At 40.3% G+C, this 6,014-nt stretch carries 4 protein-coding genes and 4 pseudogenes; 5 read left to right on the forward strand and 3 right to left on the reverse strand.

The features are described from left to right. The 3 genes and pseudogenes from HSISS2_RS02910 to HSISS2_RS02920 all read left to right on the forward strand — a co-directional run. On the forward strand, positions 1-517 hold a 517-nt coding region (locus HSISS2_RS02910), incomplete at its 5' end, for a zinc-binding dehydrogenase (protein WP_042766936.1). Positions 518-530: 13 nt separating this feature from the next. Beyond that, positions 531-1,366, forward strand: a pseudogene (locus HSISS2_RS02915) (alpha/beta hydrolase). A 1-nt stretch (position 1,367) separates the two neighbouring features. After that, positions 1,368-2,239 (forward strand): annotated as a pseudogene (locus HSISS2_RS02920) (SDR family NAD(P)-dependent oxidoreductase). A gap of 62 nt (positions 2,240-2,301) precedes the next feature. On the opposite strand, the gene HSISS2_RS02925 reads toward HSISS2_RS02920, so the two are convergent. From HSISS2_RS02925 to HSISS2_RS02935, 3 genes and pseudogenes are all read right to left on the reverse strand, one after another. Beyond that, positions 2,302-2,634: a hypothetical protein gene (locus HSISS2_RS02925; RefSeq protein WP_021145311.1), complete on the reverse strand. Its 333-nt coding sequence runs from the start codon at positions 2,632-2,634 to the stop codon at positions 2,302-2,304. Between the two features lie 28 nt (positions 2,635-2,662). Continuing rightward, positions 2,663-3,139 (reverse strand): HXXEE domain-containing protein, encoded by a 477-nt coding sequence (locus HSISS2_RS02930; protein ID WP_042766937.1) that lies wholly within the window; start codon positions 3,137-3,139, stop codon positions 2,663-2,665. A gap of 14 nt (positions 3,140-3,153) precedes the next feature. Then, positions 3,154-3,692 (reverse strand): annotated as a pseudogene (locus tag HSISS2_RS02935) (TetR/AcrR family transcriptional regulator). A 279-nt stretch (positions 3,693-3,971) separates the two neighbouring features. Between HSISS2_RS02935 and HSISS2_RS02940 the strand changes: the two are divergent. Then, positions 3,972-4,867, forward strand: a pseudogene (locus tag HSISS2_RS02940) (cation diffusion facilitator family transporter). Between the two features lie 110 nt (positions 4,868-4,977). Beyond that, on the forward strand, positions 4,978-6,014 hold a 1,037-nt coding region (gene hemH, locus HSISS2_RS02945; protein WP_042766939.1), incomplete at its 3' end, for a ferrochelatase.

Below are 6,014 nucleotides of genomic sequence, written 5' to 3' on the forward strand. Positions count from 1 at the left end.
GATTGCTAAGGCTAAAGGTTTGAAGGTCATTACCAATGGGGCTGGAGATAGCGCTGAGCGAGTTTTGAAGCTAGGAGCAGACCGCTTTATCGATTATAAAACAGAGGATTATACAAAAACTGTTAGCCAGGTTGATTATGTCCTCGATACTCTTGGTGGCGCTGAGACTGAAAAACAAATGTCTATCATGAAAAAAGGTGGTCAGCTTGTTTCCCTCCGTGCTATGCCAAATGGTGACTTTGCCAAACGCATGAACCTGCCAAAATGGAAACAGATCCTACTTGGACTAGCCGGTAGCAAATTTGATAAGATGGCTGACAAATACGGCGTTCACTACCATTTTATCTTTGTAGAAAGCAATGGCGCTCAATTACAAGAGGTAGCTGACCTCTTTAGCAAATTAGAAATCAAACCATCTATCGATACAGTCTATCCATTTGAAGAAGTGAATAGCGCCTTAGACAAGATTGCTAATGGGCGCTCACGTGGAAAAACAGTCCTCAGCTTTAAGAAATAAAAAGGAAAACACAATGTCATATCTTACAACTAAAAATCAATACATCACTGTTGACGGGAACAAAATCGCCTATCGCGAACTCAGCAAAGGCAAATCAAAACTACCTCTTCTGATGCTGGTCCATTTGGCAGCAACCCTCGACAACTGGGATCCAAAACTCTTGGACTTGATTGCTGAAAAGCACCATGTGATTGTGATCGACCTTCCTGGTGTCGGAGCCAGTCAAGGTAAGGTGGCTCCGACTATTCCAGGAATGGCTGAGCAGGCTTTTGCCATTATCAAGGCTTTGGGTCATGAGAAAATCAATTTGCTGGGTCTGTCTATGGGTGGCTTTATTGCTCAAGAAATGGTCCGAATTAAGCCTGATTTGGTCAACCGTCTCATCTTGGCAGGAACAGGACCTCGAGGAGGAAAAGAGGTCGATAAGGTTACAGGGAAAACATTTAACTATATGTTTAAAGCTGGACTCGAGCGCATCGATCCTAAACGCTATATCTTCTATAACCATGATGAACAAGGAAAAATCGAAGCTTTGAAAGTTCTTAGACGAATGGGAATGCGAACCAAGGAATTTTTAGACAAAGACATGAGTGTGCCTGGTTTCTTCACTCAACTGAAAGCTATTAAACGTTGGGGGAAAATTCTCAAGACGACCTAAGTTTTATCACCCAACCAACCTTAATCGTCAACGGCGACAAGGATATGCAGGTTCCAACAGAGAATTCTTATGATATGCATGAGAAAATAAAAGATAGTAAGCTCATCATCTATCCAAATGCTGGTCACGGTTCGATCTTCCAATATGCAGAGGAATTTTCAAAAGAACTCATTGCTTTCTTGGAGGACTAATATGGTCAAAACCATTCTAATAACAGGTGCTACGGATGGCATTGGAAAGCATTTGGCAAAGAAACTGGCTAGTGAAGGGCATCAGGTCATTCTTCATGGACGAAATCCTCAAAAACTGGAATTGGCGCTTCAAGAGGTTCGGGCTGTTTCCCTGAGAGGCAGAGTTTCAAGCTACTTGGCAGATTTTTCAAAATTAGATGATGTTTATCGATTTGTGGAGGAAATCAAGCGAGACGTTCAAAGTATCGATGTCTTGTTTAACAATGCAGGACTGTATGCAGGAAAAGAACGAAAAGCGAGTGCTGAAAATGTCGAGTTGACTTTTATGTTATCCGTTCTCGTTCCCTATCTGTTAACAACCGAGCTAAGCCCCTTGTTAGAAAATCGGCTGACGGCCGTGTCATTAATACCTCTTCCTATATGCATCATTTTGCCAAGGTCAAGGATTTGGACTTTGGATTTGAGAACAACTATCATCCAGGATTGGCCTATAATAATTCCAAACTCTATACCATTTGGATGACACGCTATCTAGCAAGAGATTTCTTTTTAAAAGGTTCAAATATCACTATTAATGCCTATCATCCCGGCTTGATTTCAACCAACTTAGGGAATAATTCTAGTGATGAAAAGACGAAAAAGTCCCTCTTTGGACGCCTGATAAAATCTCTCTCGAAAGATCTAGATCAGGGAATCGAAACAGGTTATTATCTCACCTTATCAGAGGAAGTCAGGGGCTTGACTGGCTACTATTTTGATGAAAAGAAAGTCAAGTCGGTATCTGAAAAAGGCTATTCATTTGAAAAAGCACAGAAATTAATGGATTACTGCCTAGAAAAGATTAAACTGTTTAAAGAAAAGCAGGATTTTTAGGTGCTTATTTATTTTGTAAATACAAAAAACTCAAGTTTTCATTGATAAAACTTGAGTTTTTCTTAGATGAGAGCTAATAAAATTGTAATCACCAGATCGATCCCCATCCGAATGACATGGTGGGCTGGATTGAAGTTTTCTTTGTGCTTGCCATTCCAATAGGCTCCGTAGCAAATTACCCCACAACCAATCAGCCAAAGAGATAGTGCGACAATCGAGAAAAAGAAGTAGAGGAAGAGAGACAAAGTCGCAAGGCTACTTCCGATGAGGAGAAATTGATTTCCTAGAGTGTGATTTCCTTTTTTAACTTCAGAAAGGGAGGCCAACAAATGAAGCAGGACAAAAGCAAGCGCTAAGAAGACTGTGATGATGCTAAAGATGGGATAAAGTGACATAGATGTTTCCTTTCCAAGATATGATTGTCTAAGTGCTATTTTTATGACTGATTTTATTAAGAATCATAAATGATACTATAAGATTTAAAACGATAACCGGTAAAGTCAAAAGGGAGTATCCAAAGAGTTTGATGGGAATGTTAAGGTTGAGATAGGATAGAGAAAACCAGCTCGTTAAAATGCCCGTTAACAAGCCAGGAACATATTTTCGAAGGACAATTGTCTGAATCAGGTGTCCGAAAATATGGTAGATATAAGCAATTACAATGGTTGCGTAAATAGTATAGTTGCTAAACTGATAGCTAAGAAAAAGTGATAGCAGCAGGATCAGAAACTGCTCCAAGACAATGACATTGAAAGTTAAAGGAGTGTAATAAGAAAGGAATCGAATATCTGGAAACTGTGCTGATAGTTTTTTGACAAAGGATGGCATCCATATGATTTCCTCAAGTTCGTGAAGCATGAATAAGGCTGGAAAGAGAAAATAAAATTGAGTGAGGGTCATTAAAAAACTTCTTTCTAGTTTGAACCAACTTTCAGTATCTCCAAATAAAACTGGACAACTTCCTGCTCGCTATAGGACTTACCTTTTTTAGCCACCAGCTGAGGGTTTCGATAAAGTGGCTGACGACCAGGTGCTTGAGATAGGAGTGAGGAATGTTGGGGTAGGATTGGATTAGTTGCTCAGCGACCATCGGGTAGACGTCGTGCTCCAGTTCTTTTCGCAGCTGACGGATAAAGTAATCGTTTTTTGAAAGCAAAAGACTGGTTACATGGTCTTGATTTTTCTTGAAATGCTGAAAGATATGGGTCAGGTAGTCTTGAGGAGAGAGGTGTTGAGCACGCTCAAACAAATGGTGAAAGAGTTTTTGACAGAGTTCATCCAATAATAATTCCTTACTCTCGTAATGACTATAGAAGGTCGATCGCCCGACATCAGCCAGGTCAATGATTTCTTGAACCGTTATGGTTTCATAGCCTTTTTGGTTGAGTAACTGTAAAAAAGCACTATAGATAGCTTTTCGAGTCTTAGTAATGCGACGATCTTGAGCTGGCATATGGACAATTTGAACAAACTGTTCAATAACGTACACAGAGAACGGTTTGCTTCTATCCTTTCTGTTGATAGTATTGGATAATAGATAAAGAAGAGAAGAGATAATAGTCTCATTTCTCAGAATATCTATAGAAATAAATGTTTGACGCAGTAGCTGATTGGACTCTTCTTTCGCTCTTTGGCTCAGAAGAGCGCCTAATCAGCCTTGCGGGGGTGAGACTAGGAACAAATTTAAAAATTTGCTCAGTCTCACTCCCATTATATCAGAGGATTAAGTAATATGAAGACAAAACATGCAGTTTGGTTGGCTTTTTCTTAAATCTAAGCTTTGCCATTGTTGAGTTTATCGCTGGTGGGATTTTTGGTTCCAGTGCAGTTCTCGCTGATTCGGTCCATGACTTTGGGGATGCGGTTGCCATTGGCATCTCAGCTTTTCTAGAGAGCATTTCCAATCGGAAAGAAGACAGCCATTATACCTTGGGCTACAAGCGTTTTAGCCTTTTAGGTGCCATGGTGACCGCTGTGATTCTGATGACAGGGTCTGGTATGGTGATTTTGGAAAATATGGTCAAACTCTTTCACCCACATCCTGTCAATGAAGAGGGACTTCTCTGGCTTGGAATCATTGCCATCAGTGTGAATGTCTTAGCAAGTCTGGTCATTCGTAAGGGACAAACCAAGAATGAATCCATTCTCAGTCTTCACTTTTTGGAAGACACCTTGGGGTGGTTGGCTGTCATCTTGATGGCCATGGTCCTCAGATATACTGACTGGTATATCCTGGATCCGCTCCTGTCCCTTGCCATTTCATTCTTTATTCTATCAAAAGCCATTCCACGTTTTTGGAGAACGCTCAGGATTTTCCTCGATGCTGTGCCAGAAGGGGTGAATATCCAGAAGATCAAGACGGATTTGGCTGAATTGGACCATGTCGCTAGTATTAATCAGCTTAATCTTTGGACCATGGACGGCTTAGAAAAAAATGCCATTGTCCATGTTTGTCTGGAGCATGTCAAGCATATGGAGGTCTGTAAAGAGTCTATCCGCACCTTGCTCAAAGAGAGGGGCTTTCAAAATGTCACCATCGAAGTTGATGAAGACTTGGCAACCCACCGAGCTCACAAGAGAAATATTGAAGAGCTGGAAGCAGAAAGTGAGCAGCAACACCATCATTAAGGTTTGTTTTTTAACTCTTAGAGGCTTCTCTAGGAGTTTTTTTGACACTAAATTCTCTAAAGTATGCCTTTTCATGCTAAAATAGAACAAACGTGAAACAAGGAGTAATTATGAGTAAGAGAGCTGTGTTGATGATGACCTTTGGGTCACCCGAAGAGATTACCTATGAAGGAGTAGCGGAGTTTTTCACGAATATCCGGCGTGGTGTTCGTCCTGAACCACATGAAATTCAGACTTTATATGACAATTACGTCCGAATTGGTGGAACTCCACTTCAAAGGATAACTAGAGAAGAAGTGGATTTGGTTGCTTCTGCTCTTGGAGAACGAGCGTCGGTCTACTTTGCTAATAAATTTTCCCGCCCTTTTATCACTGATGTAATCAAAGAGATGGAGAATGACGGAATTGAAGAATGTTTGTGCTTGATTTTAGAGCCTCATTATTCTTACTATTCTGTCATGGGATATGAGAAATTTTTAGAAAGTGAGCAGATTAGGTTCCAAATTATCAAGGATTGGTACCAAGAAACTTCACTTCTCCACTATTGGGCTGATGAGATTCGAAATATTTTAGATCAAATTGGAGATGACAGCTATAAGGTGATTTTTTCAGCTCACAGTGTACCAGTTTTGGCCCTTGATTTTGGCGATCCTTATATCGATCAGATTTATGACAATACTAGCTTGATTGCGGAAATTTTAGGCCTTGAAGAAGACCAGTATACCAATACATGGCAGAGTGAAAGTGATATTGGTATTCCTTGGATTAAGCCTGATGTTTTAGAATACCTTCGTGATGAGAAGGAACACCCTGACCACTATATTTTTGTCCCGATAGCTTTTATTAGTGAGCATATTGAGGTTCTTTTTGATAATGATGTGGAGTGTAAGGAGCTTTGTCATGAGCTTGGTGTGGCCTATCACCGTCCTCCTATGCCAAATAGCGATTCTCGTTTGATTAAAGCACTTCTTTCAACTATTCAGTCTCATATAGACGGTGATTATCGTTACTATCAACCTCAACTAGAGACTTTTGATGAGTTGGAAGCCCCTTCAAACACAGGACAGATTTTAGAAGAGGAAGAAGACATTCAGATGCCTGATTTCGTCAAAAAATTGATTGCTAAAAAAGGTCGAGAGAATGTCAA

Source organism: Streptococcus sp. HSISS2, assembly GCF_000448665.1.
Classification (GTDB): domain Bacteria; phylum Bacillota; class Bacilli; order Lactobacillales; family Streptococcaceae; genus Streptococcus; species Streptococcus raffinosi.